The organism is Brumimicrobium sp. (assembly GCA_023957385.1).
Taxonomy (GTDB): Bacteria; Bacteroidota; Bacteroidia; order Flavobacteriales_D; family Crocinitomicaceae; genus Brumimicrobium.
The window spans coordinates 514545-534846 of the sequence record JAMLGZ010000002.1 but is presented as its reverse complement, the minus strand read 5'-3'; the positions used below and the strand labels follow the sequence as shown (position 1 = coordinate 534846).

General features: G+C 34.9%; 6 protein-coding genes. All 6 read right to left on the bottom strand.

Annotated elements, in window-relative coordinates:
• Nucleotides 1-15 precede the first annotated feature (15 nt).
• Nucleotides 16-6438: a gliding motility-associated C-terminal domain-containing protein gene (locus M9897_13445; GenBank protein MCO5269887.1), complete on the bottom strand. Its 6423-nt coding sequence runs from the start codon at nt 6436-6438 to the stop codon at nt 16-18.
• A gap of 238 nt (nt 6439-6676) precedes the next feature.
• A complete protein-coding gene (locus M9897_13440) occupies nt 6677-10111 on the bottom strand; it encodes a hypothetical protein (protein MCO5269886.1) in 3435 nt (1144 codons plus the stop codon).
• A 206-nt stretch (nt 10112-10317) separates the two neighbouring features.
• Nucleotides 10318-11721 carry a dihydrolipoyl dehydrogenase gene (gene lpdA / locus M9897_13435; GenBank protein ID MCO5269885.1) on the bottom strand — a complete coding sequence of 468 codons (1404 nt, stop codon included), beginning with the start codon at nt 11719-11721 and terminating at the stop codon, nt 10318-10320.
• A gap of 30 nt (nt 11722-11751) precedes the next feature.
• On the bottom strand, nt 11752-12066 hold the full coding sequence (locus tag M9897_13430; protein ID MCO5269884.1) for a DUF3467 domain-containing protein: 315 nt from the start codon (nt 12064-12066) through the stop codon (nt 11752-11754).
• 83 nt (nt 12067-12149) lie between these two features.
• Nucleotides 12150-16421, bottom strand: a complete 4272-nt coding sequence (rpoC, locus tag M9897_13425) for a DNA-directed RNA polymerase subunit beta' (GenBank protein ID MCO5269883.1) — start codon at nt 16419-16421, stop codon at nt 12150-12152.
• Between the two features lie 30 nt (nt 16422-16451).
• Nucleotides 16452-20267 (bottom strand): DNA-directed RNA polymerase subunit beta, encoded by a 3816-nt coding sequence (gene rpoB / locus M9897_13420; GenBank protein MCO5269882.1) that lies wholly within the window; start codon nt 20265-20267, stop codon nt 16452-16454.
• Nucleotides 20268-20302 lie beyond the last annotated feature (35 nt).

Genomic DNA, 20302 nt, shown 5'->3' with positions numbered 1-20302 from the left:
TTCTATGTTAAGTCTTTATTTAATCACATTAACGTGTCCAACCATCTCTTCTTTTTCTTTTCTGTCACCTTGGAAGAATTCAATCTTCCAAATATAGGTTCCATCTTTTACAATTCTATCTGAATCAATTCCATATGTTCCTCTCCATCCAGCATCTGGGTTATATGATTCAAATAAAATTTCTCCCCATCTATTGAAAATCATCATGTGATATTCTCTCATTTCCATATTAGGTGGGAATACAGGTTTAAACACCTCATTATAGTCATCATGATCAGGTGTAAATGTATTTGGTACGTAGATGTTAAACTCTTCCTTAATATCTATCTTCTTACAAATATCATCCTTACATCCATATTGTGAAGTCACTTCCAAGCATGCCATAACAGTTGTGGCAGCCTTTAAATTATCATAGGTAACACTAGGATTTACTTCACTTGAAGAACCATTACCATCAAATGTCCAATTATATGATTGACCTCCAATAGACATATTCATAAAATTGATAGTGTTATTTAATATAGATGGACTAGACGGATTAAAATCAAAATCTGCAATTGGATATCCTTCTACACAAATATAATTTGTATAAATAGTATCCGTTTTACATCCGAAATTAGACTCTACTTGAAGCGTTACATCATAACAATGGATATCTGTAAAGGTATATTGGATAGGTCCACAACCTGTAATAGTTTCTCCATTAATTTTCCATACACAATTTCCATTCATCTGATTTGGATCTGTCAAATTTGTGAAATTAACAGTTAACGGAGTACAACCAATTAGTGAATCAGCTTCAAATTGAACAGTAGGTAAACTATGAATATCCACAACAGCATCAGCCGAAGCATCATCTCCACATTGGTCAGTGACTGTCGCGGTATATGTAGTTGTTGAACTTGGCTTCACATTAATGGTTGGAGTAGTTTCTCCATTACTCCACATATAAGAATAACCAGGTAATCCATTTATTCCTTGTGCTGTTAAGGTTGCTGTACCTCCAGGACATATAGTTGTATCTTGCAATACCACAATATCTACTAATGGAATTACTGTTAAAGTCATACTTTCTTGTGCAGGTGTACATCCATTAAAATCAAACACATCTACCGTATAAGTTTGTGTACTTGTTGCTACAACTTCCAATGTATCCCAACCTGTAGGGTTTGGAACGCTCCACTGAAAATCATATGGTTGAATACCTCCTGTTGCAGATGCAACGACTTTCGCATTAAATCCATAACAAACAGTTGTGTCATTAGATATTGCTAAAGTAATTTGTTCTGCTTGCCAAATATTTTTAAAGCCATTTACCAAACATCCATTTGCATCTTTAACAACAATATTGTAATCATTGGCACAAAGATTTGTAAAACTATTTCCTGCTTGGAAGTTTGCTCCATTATCAATAGAGAATTGAACTCCAGTTGGAGAGTTAATCTGTATAGTTCCATCACAGAATCCAAAACAAGTCACATTTGTTTTATCAATACTAGTGATTTGTACAGAATCTGGTTGATTAATCGTTACAAGATCATTAATCAAACAGTTATTTGCATCATTCACTATAAAAGAATAATCACCTGCACACAAACCATTTGCTTGATCACTAGTTGGGCTACTAATTCCGGTAGGCCATTGATAAGTGTATGGCGCTGTACCTCCACCTACAGATAAAGTTATTGTTCCATCACAAGAACCAAAGCATAAAGCATCTGTTGAAGTAATATTATTGAATACTAATTGTGTTGGTTCTGTAACCGTTTCAGTACCAGTCGCTGTACAATTATTAAAATCTTTTACTACAATATTATAAGTTCCTGCTGCAATAAAGTTATTTACTGGGGAAGCTCCAAAAGTTGTTCCATTGTCAAAAGAATATGTATATGTTGGTGTACCTCCATTTGGAGTAACCACAATCTTACCTGTAGAGTTTTGGAAGCAAGTCAATGCCGTAGGCACTGTAGTAAATGTTAGTACTGGAGGATCTACTAAAGTAATATTATCTGTATCTGTACATCCATTAGCATCTTGAATTGTAACAATATGTGAACCAGCTGATAAACCATTTAATGTACTACTTGCTTGAAATGCTCCTCCATCAACAGAATATGTAAGAGTTCCTGTTCCACCAGTTGCAGTCACATTAATAATACCATTAGCATCACCATTACATAGAGGATCTGTTCCCTGAAGCATAGTTATAGAAGGAGAAGGCATATCTGTCACAATTTGGGTACCAGTAGCCGGACAACCATTAGCATCTTTAACGGCAAGGTTATATGTACCTTGAGCCAAACCATTAAATACATTACCTACCACAAATGTCCCTCCATTATCATTACTATAAGTATAACCTGGTGTACCGCCAGATGCTGTAATGGTAATAACTCCATTAGGGTCACTACATGTTGAAGGAGTCTCTACCGATGTAAAGGTTACCTGTGTTGGTTGTGTAATAGTTTGAGAGGCTGTAATTTGACAATTATGATTATCGCTAACTAAAACAGTATATGTACCTTCACAAATTCCAGTTATATTGCTATTGGTGGTCATTGTAACACCATTGTCTATACTATATTGATATGGCGAAGTTCCACCATTTGCAGTAATTGTTAATTGACCATCACATGCATTAAAGCAAGTATTTGCTAGAGGCGCATACGTAGCAGTCAAAGGCGTTGGTTGATTGATAGTTGCCGTTCCAGAAACTTGACAATTAACAGCATCCTTAACAACTAAATTATAAGTACCTGCAGCTAAACCTGGGAAAGCATATGAAGATTGGAAAGTAGAACCATTATCGTTACTATATGTATAGGTTCCAGTACCGCCTGTTGCAACTATTTCAATTGCACCCGTATTATCTCCATAACACATTAAATCAAATAAGTTTGTAACAAATGTAATAAGTGGTGCTTCATCAATATGGAAATCTGTAGATCCTGGGCAACCATTACCGTCCTCTGCATAGATTGTATAATCTCCTTGAGAAAGACCGCTAAAATTTGTGCCAGCCTGATAAACAAATCCATCTATACTATATTGATAATTCCCATCACCTCCAGTAGGGTTAGTTACATTAATCTGACCAGTAGAACCACCATTACAAGATACATCTACGGTAGTTCCAGCAAATTCAACAGGGTCAGGTTGAGTTAATGTAAATGGAATTGTAAAGATACAGAATCCATTATCATAAATCGTTATAATATGTGAACCAGCATCTAACCCAGCAAAATTACCATTTGTTTGAGTTGTTCCGCTATTATCTAATTCAAAAGTAATAGGAGCAGAACCCTTCGTATTAATAACTGAAACATCACCAGAATAATCTTCAAAACAAGTAAGGTTAGTCAAACTAATAAGTTGACCTCCCATTTGTATGTCATTAATACCGAAGAAGATAGAATCTTTACAGCCTAAAGCATCTGTTACGTAAGCTAAGTGTGCACCAGCCAATTGATTGGTAAACACTCCTGTAGCATTTGTAGATCCATTCCATGTATATGTAAATGGAGGATTAGAACCTGCTGCAGTAAATGCAATCTGACCATCATTAAAACCACAGTTAGAAGGAGTCATATATAATGTATCAATTAAAATACCTGGAGGGTTACCAAGTGTTTGTGTTGCATTAATCTGACAACCATTTGCGTCCTTAATAATCACATTATGATTACCTGATGCTAATCCAGTAAGTGTGCTTCCAGATTGGAATGCGCCACCATCTACACTATAAGTGTAAGCAGGAGTACCACCTGCTGCATTTACCTGAATCATACCATCAGATCCGTTGTGACAAATAGGATCTGTATTTACGTAGGTAGCTGTCAAAGAAGAAGGCTGTGTCATAACTTCTAGAGAGTTCACCAAACATCCCATCGCATCTTTAACAACCACATTAATATTTCCTGCACATAGACCTGTTAATGTACCTGAAGGTCCAAAAGACATACCGTTGTTACTTGAATATGTATAAGGAGATGTACCACCCATAGCAGTTACAACGATTTGGCCATTACAATCTCCACTACATGTTGAAGGGGTAATAGAAGATGTAAAATTAAGAACTGGTGGTTGTGTAATTGTGAAAGTAGTTGTTGCAGTACATCCATTTGCATCTGTGATAGTTACAGTGTAACTTCCAGCTGATAAATTATTAAAAGTATTAGAAGCTTGTCCTGCCCCTCCATTCAATGAATATGAAACAGGAGCAGCTGCACCACTCACTGCAATTACAGCTTTACCATCATTACCACCAAAACAACTAACCTGCTTTAAATTATCAATAGAAACAGTAGGGGCAACTATAGTTGTAATATTAGCAACAACGGAAGCAGTACAACCATTGGCATCCGTAACATTAATAGTATGCGATCCTGGTGCTAGATTGGTGAAGTTTCCAGTACCATTACTTGTTCCGCCAATAGAATATGTATATGCAGCTGTACCACCAGCAGCGGTCACAGAAGCAGAACCAGAGTTGTTTCCGCAAGTTGCTGGTTGTGTACTATTCAGTGTCAACGTTAAAACGGGAGGTTGAGTAATATTAATAGTTAAAACTAAAGTACAACCTTTATTATCTTTAATAGTTACTTGATGATTTCCTGCTGCCAGACCTGTAAATGTAGTTCCTGCTTGATATGCTCCTCCGTCAATACTATAAGTATATGGTGCAGTTCCACCTGTTACGCCTGTCACAGATATTTGTCCATTAGAAGCCCCATTACACAAGGTAGGTGTTGGGTTTAATGTCCCTGTTAAAACGTTTGGTTGAGCAATAGTCACAGTAGCGGTATTAGCACATCCATTATTGTCTGTTACAGAAACATCGTATGTACCAGCTGTTAAATTAGAAGCAGTTTGTGTATTTTGACCAATCGGAGTTCCACCTTGGCTCCACACATAAATATATGGTGCAGTACCTCCTCCAGGGGTTACGGTAGCTGAACCGTTATTTTGCCCGTTACAATTTACATCTATTTTGGTAGTTGATACAGGTAAATTTGGGCCAGGAGCTAACGTAAAGTTACCAATAAGAGGGCATCCTTGTGAGGTATTTACCGTATATGAATATGTACCCGGAGGTAGATTTGTAAATACTCCCGTACTATTATTCTGGTTAACAGGTCCTGAAATACTATATGTAAATGGAGGAGCTCCGCCTGACATAGTTATAGTTGCTTGACCTTGATTTGTTCCACCGCATAATTCTGGAGTAGCAACAACACTTGGGACACCAGGATCCACCACATTAATAGTCGCTGCATAGTTATTTTGTCCAGTTAACGGGCAGGCATTATCCTCTACTAGGAAATTTAATCCTACTACACCTAGGGCAGTTGTGGGTTGCCAACACACAGTGATAGTAACTGGGTTATTTCCAGTTTGAGTGATAGTGGCTCCTGGTAATACTAATGCTAAATTAGAAGTAACTGTTAGAATATTGGCTGCATCAGGGTCACTAAAGACCATAGAGAAACAACCCTGAAATCCTTTACATAAAGTTAAACTGTTTGGTCCATTTTGCACAATACTTCCTGTAATGTTACTTATACCCCCAGATTGAGCGGGAGTTACCGGTAGTTGGTTACTACAAGTAATAACCGTTGTTTGGTATTCATAATTTGTAACCGTAACAACATTACCATTACTATCATACTCTGTCATTTGGATAACAAAGATATAGGTTCCATTTGTAGTTGGCAACCAGGTAACTGTTCCCGTATTAGGGTCGATATTTACCCCAGGGACAGGGCTTGGTCCGCTATTACCTCCTGTGTAATTTAATGGATTACCATTGCTATTCAGAGCGCTAACTAATGAATACACAATAACATCACCATCTGGTTCATAAGCCCCTAAATTATACGATACAGGCTGTCCCTTACAAACATAAGGTTCTGGCTGTGCGGTAACCGCTGGACTATCGTTGCAATTATCAGTACCCGTAAAGATTTGAGTTTTTACATAGAAATCAGTACTACTTGCACCTGAAACATTATTTACATTATTTCGGCAGCATAGCGCATAACTAGCTGTCCATGAATTACAATTCCCTAAGTTAACTGTTCCTTCAAAGATATATTCTTGGAATCCTGGAATTGTTCCTCCCTTACAAGTAGTTTTATTTTGATCGGTTGCACACACCTGAGATACTTCCTGCATAGATTTATATGACACAGTAACCGTTTTGGGGTTAGCTATTCCACATGTATTTGTTAGTTTAATAGTCTGATTACTCGTTGACATAGAAATACCAGAACAGTCTCGATACAATACCAATCTGATTTTATAAACACCAGGCGTACCAGTACAATCGAATTGAATATATCCTCCAGCCACGTGTGAGGCATTAGCTGTATTGCTAAAACTAAACATTCCAATTATTACTATAATAATTAGAATAATATTTTTTAAAAAATCGCGCATAACGAAATAGTGTTTGTTAATGATATAATCTTAGTTAGTAAAATTAAAACGATAACTATCATATAATAGTTGCCTATTTTAAAATATTTCAAAAATATTTGCATACTAAACAGCAGTTAGATTAAATTCTAAAAATTTATTCTGACAATTATACAAAATAAATTTTAGTCTTACGTATTTATCTTTGTTTTGTTACAAATAAAAAAATATTTAGCATTCTAAAAACTTCTATTTAAAATTAGAAAAAGGCCCTAACTTCAACACCTCCAGTATGTATGACACGATTATTTTCTGATTTTCTACCATTATATTGAATATTGACCTGTAGATTTTTAACAATATTTCTTTGATAACCTATACCCCAAGTGAAGTTTTTTCCTGATTTTAAAGATTCTAATAATTCGTATGAAACAGAATTATTTTGGGAGCCATTATAAACAATATTAATAAATTTAAACTCTCCATTCAAACTTCCTTTATCCAGTTGGTTCCATTTAATGGAAACTCCAATATCACTTAAAAATGCTCTTTCCCCTCCAAAGCTTGCTTGATTTCTCTTTTCTTCATATCGCCCTTCCAGAGAAATTCTAAAAATAGTATTCGGTTGATAAATGATTTCTGGTTTTATGTTATGATAGTTTATAGAATAATTTCTCCCTACAGTATAATCTACTATTGCTCTTTTTTCACCTAATTCACCACTTGTTTTAATTGTAAGGACTTTAACCAGATTCCATCTCAAAGAAACTGAATGGTACTCTTGGGATTTACCATCAAAGCCACTTGCTATCATATATTTTGAATTCGTTTGAGAATATGTATAATCACCTCCTGCAATAGGGCTTGTTCTATTAAAGAAAAATGTATTTTTTATAGAAGAATTTAAACTAAGTAAACTTGTATCTGCAATGCTTCTACTAATTGGATTATACATTTCCCAATTTGCATCCGACACCTTTTTATACACTCTAAATCTTACTTGATCTGAAATTCTAGCTAAAAATCTCAGGATTCCTTGTTTATTACTCCAGATTCTTTCTGGCCTCCAAAACAAAGATTGGTTTAATTCATTTGAATAAGTTCTTACATATTCATCACTTGGTGTAAAAACTCTCACATATTTTGCCTGGTCAGGGTATTGTGCGATTTCAAATTCATTCAGATCTTTAATTCCATCATTATTATAATCAATCCATGTATAAACTCCTTGTCCAGCAGCTACTTCTATATATAAAAATTCCTTCCTTAATTCTAAACCTGATCCTATCTCATAAAACAATGTAAAATTGAGTGCTTTTTTCCAGAGATTTAAACTATAATCAACTCTTCCTAAAAAGGTGTTTTCAGGTTGTTGATTGATCAAAGTAGGAGTTTTAATATCAAGTTTACGATAGCTGACCATTGTTTTCAAAATGGAGTTTTGACTGGATAACCAATCAAAATTTGCCCCAATTGTTCGGGCAATAGCTGCTTCTTCTAGCCTAGTTGAATCACTTCTCCAATCGTATCTTTCACTATAAAATAGCTGAAATTGATTAATAAGTGAATCTGAACTACCAAAATACACTTTCCAATCGTACCATTGGTAAGAATCTAAACGCAATAAGGTATTTTCTTTAAATACATTTCTTTCATGATCATCTTCAAATCCTATCTTAATTGGCCCAATTGTTTGATTTATATCTGATTTATGTCTGACATAACTATTTTGAAGATCTGACTTACTATCTAGATAACTCGCATCCACACTGGCATGTAATCCTTTTTGATTCCATTCACCCAACAATCTTCCTTTATTTCCTAAATAATCTTTACCAAAAGCTAAATTTTGTGCTTGTAGTTCAATACTTCCATATTTAATATTCAAAAATTGAAAGGATAGTAAAGACACATACTGATCCCCAGTATAATTTTTCCCTCTCACATTCCAGTCTCTGTCAAATTCAATACTTCTATATCGTTCAACTTCTTGGAAATATTTGGAAGTATATTCAAAGTCGACAACAGTCTTAAATTTCCAAGTGGTTAAGGAATCTTTACCAAGTTTATGAATTCCTTCAATATATGTCTTATTTGAATATCCTCGATTATCATCTTTGTGAATTTTAGAAAATGTATTTTGATCACGATAAGATGTACTTATTTCAGTTCTAGCCTTCCATTTATCATTAAATCGGTATTCGATTCCAGAAGAAATCATTGTATTTCGTTTAGGTGTTATTATCAATCGAGAAGGTTCAAAATCACCTTGAGGTTGCCCTCCTATAGGTGCAACCCACTTATATACCTTCCCAACTGCTGTATATCGATCAAAAACATAGTTCCCTTTTCCTGTACCCACATTCATAAAAGATGCTCTATAATAAGCTGAATCTGGATTTACAGAATATACCAAAATAGAGTCAATACCTAAAGAATCAACCATTTTATAGGTCACTTGATTATCCATAAAACCAATACTATCAATAGAATTTGACAAAGCATATTGTATGCTATCTCCTAATTTACTTAAAAATAATTTTTCTTTTGAACTTAGTTTCTGTTGTAATGACTGATTTTTAGCATCTTGTTCTGAAAATATATTAAGCCAAAAATCTAGTTTTTCACCTTGGTATTCTGTATTTGCAACAAAAACAGATCTTGCATAATTTTGATCTGAATACTGAAACTCAACAACTATACGGATATCTTTGGTTATAATATGTCTGGGGGTAAATGTAAGCTCAGCTGTATTATAGTCAATTACATAATCAAACTCCTGTCCTCGCTGCATAAGCTTTCCATCTAAGTAAACATTTTCAGTACCAGATAGAACAATTATATATGGTTCATTCTCTTTCCCTCTTAATTTATAAGGTCCTTGGTTACCTTCAACTCCTTGAATTGTATTCCGAGAAAATTTTCCTTTTGAAAGAGCGCCTCCTCCTTGAATCATCCACTTCTCACTCTCTTTCCCCATAACATATTGCCCAAATATCCCTTGAGCTCTCTTGTTATAATTCAGAAAATATCCTTTTGGCTTCTTTAACCAATAATCCCCAACTATCACTTTGTATTCTTCTCCATATAATTGAATAAACACCTGGTCAAACTCTTGAAGTTGGCTCGTATTCCCATCTGGCTGTATAGGCAAATTATTATCCGTAACCGTGGCCAATATATTTACATTATCAGCAATCTTCCCTGAGAGTTGAAGATTCAAAGATGAATTAACTGATAGATCTTGTGCATTTCCAAAACTAATTCCTCTTGAAATACTTCCAGATTTTTTAATTTCATCTTCTCCAAAAAAGTCAAAACGATCATCTTCATCGCGATAATAGAAATCTGTTATATTTCCATCATTCTTATATATAATGGTCGTATCTATGCGTTGGACAGGCTTCTGAAAATCTATATCGAATACCCGATATCTAAATTGGAGTGTATCTCCACATGGATATTTAAGGTAAAAACTTCGTGTATTTCCATTAAAATAATAATCGTTTTGAGTTAGAAGAGATTCTCCACAGAATACACGTAAACTATTTTGAAAAATAGTTAAAGAATCTAATTGAATTGTGTCATTTTGTACATATACTTTCTTCCATCTTAGATTAGATTGACTCATAGATGAAAGACTAATCATCATAAAAGATAGAAGGAGTATTAGTATTCTTAATGGTGTACTCATGCAATATTATAACGTAGAATATTCCTTTTTGATATTATAACTCAAATAAGAAATTATACAAAATAAAAAATTCTGTTATTACTAACAGAATTTTCATCACTTATAATTATTTTGTTTTGATAATTCCCAATACTCAAATCCAGCAAAAAATCTTTATTCAATTCATATTTTAAGAAACTATGAAGAATGAAGAGTTATCACTTAAATTATATATGCAGAGCTCTATCACCAGTTGCATCTAGGGCAGCTTCATGTATTGCTTCAGCATAGGTTGGGTGAGGATGGCAAATTCTAGCAAGATCCTCAGCAGATGCTCTAAATTCCATAGCTACTACTCCTTCCATAATTAAATCTGCTGCTCTTGCTCCAATCATGTGAACACCTAAGATTTCGTCTGTTTCTTTATTTGTAATAATCTTTACTAATCCCATAATATCCATACTAGCTCTTGCTCTACCTAAGGCTTTCATTGGGAAGGAACCCACCTTATAATTTACGCCAGCTTTCTTTAGTTCCTGCTCAGTTTTTCCAACAGAAGCAACTTCTGGCCAAGTATAAACAACACCTGGAATCAAATCATAATTAATATGAGGAATCTGACCAGCCATCTTCTCTGCAACAAACACTGCTTCTTCTTCTGCCTTATGAGCAAGCATAGCACCTTTAATTACATCTCCAATGGCATAAATATTTGGTATGGCAGTTTGAAGATTTTCATTTACATCAATCTGGCCTCTTTCATTTGGTTTTAATCCAATATTTTCCAAACCTAATCCGTCAGTATATGGCTTTCTACCGACAGCTACTAGGCAGTAATCAGCATCCAAAACAACTTCCTTCTCATTCTTATCCAAGGCTATTACTTTAACATTTTTGCCTTTATTTTCAACTTTTTGTACGCGATGTTGCATGTAGAATTTCATGCCCAACTTCTTAAGCACTTTGGTCAATTCTTTCCCCATTGTTTCATCCATAGTAGGGATAATAGAATCCGCAAACTCAACAACCTCAACAGCAGTTCCTAATCGAGCATAAACGGAGCCTAATTCCAGACCAATTACCCCACCTCCAATAACAATCATTTTTTTAGGTACTTCGCTTAAAGAAAGTGCTTCGGTAGATGTTATAATACGTTTTTTATCTGGTTCCATTCCTTTGAAGAAATTAGGTTTTGAACCAGTTGCTATAATAAATTTATCGCTTGTGATTTCAATTGACTTTCCTTTTTTGTCAGTTACTTTCACAGTATTCTTATCAACAAATGAACCTAAACCATGTAATACATCAACTTTATTCTTATCCATTAAGAATTTTATTCCCCCACATGTCTGTTCTACCACATTATTTTTTCGGGCGACCATTTGTTTAAAGTCAGATTTTAAATCTTTCAATTTAATTCCATGCTCTTCAAAGTCAGTTGAAGCTGCATAAAAATGTTCACTTGAATCCAATAAAGCTTTAGAAGGAATGCAACCCACATTTAAGCAAGTTCCACCCAAGGTGTCATATTTCTCAATAATAGCAGTTTTCATTCCTAATTGTGCGCATCTGATTGCTGCCACATATCCTCCAGGGCCTGATCCGATAATTGCTACGTCGTATTTACTCATAATAAAAATATTAAAATTGTAATCAAATAATTAAGCTTCTGTTGGTGGAAAACCAAAATTAATAGGAGGTAATTCGTCTTTCCCTACATTTATTCTCCCTAAATTCTCCTCATATTTCTGAATATTATCCATCAATGCATTCAAGAATCTCTTAGCATTCTCTGGAGTCATAATAACTCTAGAGCGCACTTTAGCCTTAGGTGCCCCAGGCATAATTTGAATAAAATCGCATACAAATTCACTTGGCGAATGAGTGATGACTGCTAAATTTGAATATACCCCTTCTGCAATTTGTTCTGGTAATTCAATATTAATTTTGTGTTCGTTATTGTTATTATTTTCCATAAAATAAAGGTAATAAAAAAAGGCTATCAATATATCATTGATAGCCTATAAATCATATTTATAATGACATTATTTCACTTTTCTTAATATTCATCGTAAGAAGCATCAGAGTTCACATTTATCTTCTGAAATTCTCTAACACCAGTTCCTGCAGGAATCTTATGTCCTACAATTACGTTTTCTTTCAATCCTAATAAATAATCAGTTTTTCCGGAAATAGCTGCCTCATTCAATACTTTAGTAGTTTCTTGGAAAGAAGCTGCTGAGATAAATGATTGAGTTTGAAGCGAAGCTCTCGTAATACCCTGAAGTAAAGGTCTAGAGGTTGCTGGAACAGCATCACGTGCTATCACTAATTTAGCATCCTCTCTCTTCAGCATTGTATTCTCATCACGTAATTTCCTTGCAGAAACAATTTGCCCTTGCTTTAGATTTTTAGAATCACCAACCTCTTCGATATATTTCATACCATATATTCTGTCATTTTCTTCTAAGAAATCAGCTCGGTGAACTACTTGCTTTTCTAGGAATCTTGTATCTCCAGCTTCTTCAATTTCAACTTTCAACATCATTTGGTGAACGATTACTTCAAAGTGCTTATCATTAATCTTTACACCTTGTAATCTATACACTTCCTGCACTTCATTCACTAAATATTCTTGAACTGCCGTAGAACCTTGAATATCTAGAATATCGCTTGGTGTTATTGCTCCATCAGATAATGGCTGCCCTGCACGAACAAAATCATTTTCTTGAACCAAAATATGTTTAGAAAGAGGTACTAAATATTTCTTCTCCTCACCTGTTTTTGCTTCAATGATAACCTCTCTGTTACCTCTTTTGATTTTGCCATACATTGCGATACCATCAATCTCAGAAACTACAGCTGGGTTTGAAGGATTTCTCGCTTCGAAAAGCTCGGTAATACGAGGAAGACCTCCAGTGATATCCCCTCCTTTACCTCCAATTCTAGGTATCTTAACAATACTTTGACCTTGTGAAATTTGCTCTCCTTCTTTAACAGAAATATGGGCATTAACAGGAACAGAATATGATTTTATAATTTCTCCCTTCTTATTTTTGATTAAGATAGCAGGGTTCATTTTCTTATTTCTGCTCTCAATAATAACCTTCTCTGTAAATCCAGTCTGCTCATCCACTTCTTCACGATATGTTATACCATCCTGGATGCTATCAAATTCAACAATACCATCTGTTTCAGAAATTATTACTGCATTATAAGGGTCCCAAGAACAAATTATAGCTCCTTTCTCAATTGAGTCTCCATTTTTAACAAAGATTTCGGAACCATAAGGAATATTAACTGTCATAGCAGCTAATCCAGTTTTCTTATCTAAAATCTTAAGTTCTCCAGAACGGCCTACAACGATTTCTCGTTTTGTACCATCTTTATCAACTCTCACAATTGATCTCAATTCTTCAATTTCGATTAGACCAGAAGCTTTTGCTTTTAACTCACTTTCGTCTGCAATATTGGAAGCAGTACCTCCGACGTGGAATGTTCTCAATGTCAACTGAGTACCAGGTTCACCAATAGACTGAGCAGCAACTACACCGACAGCATCCCCTATTTGGGCTGGACGATTTGTAGCTAAGTTTCTACCATAACATTTTGCACAAACCCCTCTTCTCAATTCACACGTTAACACAGAGCGAATTTCAACTTCATCAATACCAGCATCTTCAATTGCTTGAGCGATATCTTCAGTTATCATCTCACCTGATTCAACAAGAATATTTTCATTATCGTCATAGATATCGTGAACACTTGTTCTACCTACGATTCTTTCATGTAACGGCTCTACAATCTCATCATTTTTCTTAATTGGAGTCGCCATAACACCTCTTAGTGTACCACAATCATATTCATTAATAACTACGTCTTGCGCAACATCAACTAATCTTCTAGTTAAGTAACCAGCATCCGCAGTTTTTAAGGCTGTATCGGCAAGACCTTTACGAGCACCGTGAGTTGAAATGAAATACTCTAAAATTGAAAGACCTTCCTTAAAGTTTGAAAGAATTGGATTTTCAATAATTTCATGTGAAGTTGCACCAGATTTTTGAGGCTTAGCCATCAAACCTCTCATTCCTGAAAGCTGACGAATCTGCTCTTTAGAACCTCTCGCTCCAGAGTCAAACATCATATAGATAGAGTTGAATCCTTGATCATCATTCTTCAATTGTTCCATCAAAGTATTTGTAAGACGTGTATTTGTACGTGTCCAAATATCAATAATTTGATTGTAGCGCTCATTGTTTGTAATAAGACCCATGTTATAGTTCTCCATTACTTCTGCAACGCTCTCATTTGCTTTTGCTACTAATGTATCTTTCTCTTTAGGGATGATAATATCATCTAAGTTAAATGACAAACCGCCTTTGAATGCCATTTCATATCCTTTTGATTTAATATCATCTAGGAATTGAACTGTTTGAGAAGTTCCGCAAACTTTCAAGATATGACCAATAATACCTCTCAAGGATTTCTTAGTTATAACTTCATTAATGAATCTTGCTTTCTTCGGAACCATTTCATTGAAGAGCACTCTACCCACAGTAGTTTCAATGATTTTATCTTCAAAACCACCTGTAGGAGTTGGAAGATTTTCTCTTACTTTGATGTGTGAATGAATATCAATTTGTCTCTCATTTAAAGCGATTTCCACTTCCTCAGGAGAATAGAAAGTCATACCTTCACCTCTCATTGGATGATCTTCAGTAGATTTTCTTCCTTTAGTCATGTAGTATAATCCCAAAATCATATCCTGAGAAGGCACTGTAATTGGAGCACCGTTAGCAGGATTTAAGATATTATGAGATGCCAACATGAGCAATTGCGCTTCTAAAATAGCAGCATTACCTAATGGTAAGTGAACTGCCATCTGGTCACCATCAAAGTCAGCGTTAAAAGCCGTACACACAAGTGGATGTAATCGAATTGCTTTTCCTTCAATTAATTTAGGCTGAAATGCCTGAATACCTAGTCGGTGAAGAGTTGGAGCACGGTTTAGTAATACAGGGTGTGATTTAATCACATTTTCCAAGATATCCCAAACTACTGCTTCTTTTCTATCTACAATTTTCTTAGCTGACTTAACAGTCTTCACAATTCCTCTCTCAATCAACTTACGAATGATAAATGGTTTGTAAAGCTCTGCTGCCATATCTTTAGGAAGACCACATTCATGCATTTTCAAATCTGGACCCACAACAATTACAGAACGAGCTGAATAGTCAACACGTTTACCAAGTAAGTTTTGACGGAAACGACCTTGTTTTCCTTTTAATGAATCAGAAAGGGATTTTAAAGGTCTATTAGAATCTGTTTTAACAGCGCTTGATTTTCTAGAGTTATCAAATAGTGAATCAACCGCCTCTTGAAGCATACGTTTTTCATTTCGTAAGATTACTTCAGGAGCTTTAATCTCAATCAATCGTTTCAAACGATTATTTCTAATAATTACTCGTCTGTATAAATCGTTCAAATCTGAAGTCGCAAAACGTCCTCCATCTAATGGAACAAGCGGGCGTAAATCTGGTGGAATAACTGGCACCACTTTTACTACCATCCATTCAGGTTTATTCTCAATTTTCTCTTGAGAATCACGCATAGCTTCAACCACTTGAAGACGCTTTAATGCTTCATTCTTACGCTGAACAGAAGTCTCATTATTAGCTTTATGTCTTAAATCGTAAGAAAGTTCATTCAGGTCTAATCTCTTTAATAAATCATAGATAGCTTCAGCTCCCATCTTTGCAATGAACTTATTAGGATCTGAATCATCTAAATATTGATTTTCTTGCGGTAATTCATCTACAATATCTAGATATTCCTCTTCTGTTAAGAATTGATATTCTTCAAGAGGTTCACCTTCTGTATTTCTAGCAATACCAGATTGAATAACTACGTATCTTTCATAGTAAATAATCTGATCTAGTTTTTTAGTAGGAAGACCTAAAAGATATCCAATTTTATTTGGTAAAGATCTAAAATACCAAATATGAACCACAGGAACAACTAATTGAATGTGTCCCATTCTTTCACGACGTACTTTCTTTTCGGTTACCTCCACTCCACATCGGTCGCAAACGATACCTTTATATCTAATACGTTTATATTTCCCACAGTGACATTCGTAATCTTTTACCGGTCCAAAGATTCGTTCACAAAACAAACCATCTCTTTCTGGTTTATATGTTCTGTAGTTAATTGTTTCCGGCTTAAGTACCTCTCCGCTTGATTGTTCTAAAACCAATTCAGGAGACGCAAGTGAAATCGTAATTTCGGAAAATTCTTTCACTGTGTTTTTTGTATCTGTTTTATATGCCATTTTTAAAGAGTATTATCAATTAAAATTTGATTACTTATCAATCTGAATATTAAGACCTAAACCTCTCAATTCATGTAGGAGTACATTAAATGACTCTGGAATTCCTGGAGTAGGAAGATTATCTCCCTTCACAATAGCTTCGTACGCTTTTGCTCTACCATTCACATCATCAGATTTTACTGTCAAGATTTCCTGTAGAATATTAGAAGCACCAAATGCTTCAAGAGCCCAAACCTCCATCTCACCAAAACGTTGACCTCCAAATAAGGCTTTACCACCAAGAGGTTGTTGAGTAATTAAAGAATAAGGTCCGATTGAACGAGCGTGCATCTTATCATCTACCATGTGAGATAATTTAAGCATATAAATTACCCCTACAGTAGCTGGTTGATCGAAACGCTCACCTGTTCCACCATCATATAAATATGTTTTACCCGCTCTTGGAATACCTGCTTGATCACAGTATTCATCTACTTCATACGGTTCAGCTCCATCAAAAATCGGAGTGGCAAATTTCAATCCTAATTTTTGTCCAGCCCAACCAAGAACAGTTTCATAAATCTGACCCAAGTTCATACGAGAAGGCACCCCAAGTGGGTTCAATACTATATCAACAGGAGTTCCATCTTCTAAGAATGGCATATCCTCATCTCTTACGATTTTAGCCACAATACCTTTGTTACCGTGACGACCAGCCATTTTATCCCCAACTTTCAATTTTCTTTTCTTAGCTAAGTAAACTTTTGCCAACTTAATGATTCCAGTAGGTAGTTCATCTCCAACAGAAATATGGAATTTCTTTCTCTTGTAATTACCTAATAAATCATTTGCTTTAATTGTAAAGTTATGGATAACTCGTTGAATCATTGAATTCACTTCAGCATTATCTGTCCAATTATATGGATTAACAATAGAATAATCAATAATATTCAGTGCTTTATCAGTGAATTTCGCACCTTTTTTAATTATTTCTTCTCTAAAGTTATTTGTAACACCAGCAGATTTCTGTCCGTCAAGAATTGTCATTAATTTTTCAATTAAAACTACTTTCAACGCAGCAAAATCCTTTTCATATTCTTTATCTAATTCTTCAAGAATAGGTTTATCTTGTGCTTTAGTTTTTCTATCTTTTACAGCTCTAGAGAACAACATTTTATTGATGACAACACCTTCAATAGATGGACCTACTTTTAAAGAAGCGTCTTTTACATCCCCTGCTTTATCACCAAAGATAGCTCTTAATAGTTTTTCTTCAGGTGAAGGGTCGGTCTCACCTTTTGGAGTGATTTTACCGATTAAAATATCGCCTTCTTTAACTTCAGCTCCGATTCTGATGATACCATTTTCATCTAAATCTCTAGTTGCTTCTTCGCTCACGTTTGGAATATCAGAAGTCAACTCCTCCATACCACGTTTAGTATCACGAACCTCCATAGAATATTCATCGATATGGATGGATGTAAATAAATCTTCTCTAACTACTCTTTCTGAGATTACGATAGCATCCTCATAGTTATATCCTTTCCAAGGCATGAAGGCTACCTTTAAGTTTTGCCCTAAAGCTAACTCACCACTTTCTGTTGCATAACCTTCACAAAGAACTTGTCCTTTTGAAACTGAATCTCCTTTCTGAACGATAGGTTTCAAGTTAATACAAGTACCTTGATTTGTTTTTGCATATTTAGTTAAAGAATATGTTTTTGTATCTCCATCGAAAGAAACTAGTCTATCAGAATCAGATAAATTATATTTAATTGTAATATTATTAGCATCCACATATTCAACTACCCCTTCTCCTTCAGCATTGATAAGTACACGTGAATCACGAGCAACTAAACGCTCGATTCCTGTCCCTACAATTGGAGCATGAGGTTTTAATAAAGGAAGTGCCTGACGTTGCATGTTTGATCCCATCAAAGCACGGTTTGCATCGTTATGCTCTAAGAAAGGAATAGATGATGCTGCAATAGAAGCAATTTGGTTAGCTCCAACGTCCATCAAGTCAATTTCTTTCGGTTCAACAACAGGGAAGTCACCTTCTCTTCTTGCTTTTACAACATCTCCTAAGAAAGCACCTTTGTCAGACATTGGAGAGTTTGACTGAGCAATAATTTTATTATCTTCTTCTTCAGCAGTTAAGAAAGTTGGCTCGCCTTTTAAATCAGCTACGCCATCTTTTACAGTTCTATAAGGAGTTTCTATGAATCCAAGTTTATTCACCTTAGCAAACACACAAAGTGAAGAAATCAAACCAATATTAGGTCCTTCGGGAGTTTCTATAGTACATAAACGGCCATAGTGAGTATAGTGAACGTCACGCACCTCGAATCCGGCTCTCTCACGGGAAAGACCACCTGGTCCAAGTGCAGAAAAACGTCTCTTATGTGTTACTTCAGCCAATGGATTTGTTTGATCCATAAACTGAGACAACTGGTTCGTACCAAAGAACGAATTAATAACTGAAGATAATGTCTTTGCATTAATTAAATCTATTGGTGTAAACACCTCGTTATCGCGAACATTCATTCTTTCTCGAATCGTTCTAGCCATACGAGCTAAACCGACACCAAACTGAGAATATAATTGTTCCCCAACAGTTCTAACACGACGATTTGAAAGGTGGTCGATATCGTCCACCTCTGCCTTCATATTAATTAGTTCAATTAAATATTTAACAATCTTAATAATGTCATTCTTAGTCAATACTCTTGACTCTTCATCATCAGATATTTTTAATTTCTTATTGATTCTAAAACGACCAACTTCTCCCAAATCATAACGAGTGTCAGAAAAGAATAATTTTTCGAATACACTACGTGCTGTTTCAAAATCAGGTGGTTCAGCATTACGCAATAAACGGTAAATAACTTCTAACGCTTCTTTTTCAGAGTTAGAAGTATCTTTTTGTAAAGTATTATATATAATAGTGAAGTCAACAGATCTAACATCTTCTTTATTTAGAATTATAGTTTTAGCACCTGAATCGATAATTTCATCAATATGGTGTTCTTCTAAAACAGTATCTCTATCTAAAATAACTTCATTACGCTCAATTGAAACCACTTCGCTAGTATCTTCATCTACGAAGTCTTCCACCCAAGTTTTTAATACACGGGCAGCTAATTTACGACCTAAGACTTTTTTAAGATTAGCTTTATTAACTTTAATCTCATCAGCTAAGTCAAAAATTTCCAAAATTTCTTTATCACTTTCGAATCCAATAGCTCTAAAAAGAGTTGTAACCGGAAGTTTTTTCTTTCTATCAATGTATGCATACATTACGCTATTGATATCAGTAGCAAATTCAATCCAAGAACCCTTGAAAGGAATAATACGCGCAGAGTATAATTTAGCTCCATTCGCGTGTCTGGATTGTCCGAAGAACACACCAGGAGATCTATGTAACTGAGAAACAATTACACGCTCGGCCCCATTAATCACAAAAGATCCTTTTGGGGTCATGTAAGGTATAGTACCTAAATAAACATCTTGAACAATTGTTTCAAAATCTTCATGTTCAGGATCGGTACAATATAGTTTTAGTTTGGCCTTTAGAGGAACACTATATGTCAGACCTCTATCAATACATTCTTCAATGGTGTATCTAGGTGGATCTATGAAATAATCAAGAAACTCTAAGACAAACTGATTTCTTGTATCGGTAATTGGAAAATTTTCAGAAAAAACTTTAAAAAGACCTTCTTTTTCACGATTTTCAGGAGTAGTTTCTAGCTGAAAAAACTCTTGGAAAGATTTTAACTGAATATCCAAGAAATCAGGATACTCAAAAACGCCTTTACTAGCAGCAAAGTTAATTCGCGTTGTGATATTATTTGATGTTGCCAAAACTATGAATTTTTGTTAAAAATTTATAAAAATGC